The following is a 578-nucleotide window of genomic DNA, read 5'->3' as shown; positions in this document are numbered from 1 at the left end:
GTTGACAAACCATTTAAGACATTTGAACATGGATTCTCTAAGGAGATAATAGAAGAGTTTGAGAAAAAAACTGGAAGAAAAGTAGTAGGAAATAAACCAGCTTCAGGAACTGTAATAATAGATGAGTATGGAGAGCATCAAATAAAAACTGGTGATGTAATAGTATATACATCAGCTGATAGTGTATTTCAGATAGCTGCTAATGAAGAAGTAATTCCTCTAGAAGAACTCTATAATATGTGTAAAATCGCTAGGGAAATAATGATGGGGGATAATGCAGTAGCTAGAGTAATTGCTAGACCATTCATAGGTAAGAAAAAAGGTGAGTTTGTAAGAACTTAAAATAGAAGAGATTATTCATTAGACCCATTTGAACCAACAGTTCTTGACAATATAAAAGAATCAGGTCTTGACGTTTTAGCAGTTGGAAAAATAGAAGATATTTTTAATGGAAAAGGAATTACAGATGCTATCCACACTAAAAGTAATATGGAAGGAGTAGATGAAACTTTAAATTATATGAAACAAGATAATAAAGGTCTGATATATTCAAATCTTGTTGATTTTGATTCTAAATA

At 30.8% G+C, this 578-nt stretch carries 1 pseudogene; it reads left to right on the top strand.

Annotation, left to right across the window (positions count from 1 at the left end):
- Window positions 1-578: pseudogene (locus K0039_RS23005) on the top strand (phosphopentomutase); the annotation flags it as partial.

The sequence above is a fragment of the Terrisporobacter mayombei genome (genome assembly GCF_020748465.1).
GTDB classification, from domain to species: Bacteria; Bacillota; Clostridia; order Peptostreptococcales; family Peptostreptococcaceae; genus Terrisporobacter; species Terrisporobacter mayombei.
This window is presented reverse-complemented; position numbering and strand designations above follow the sequence as displayed.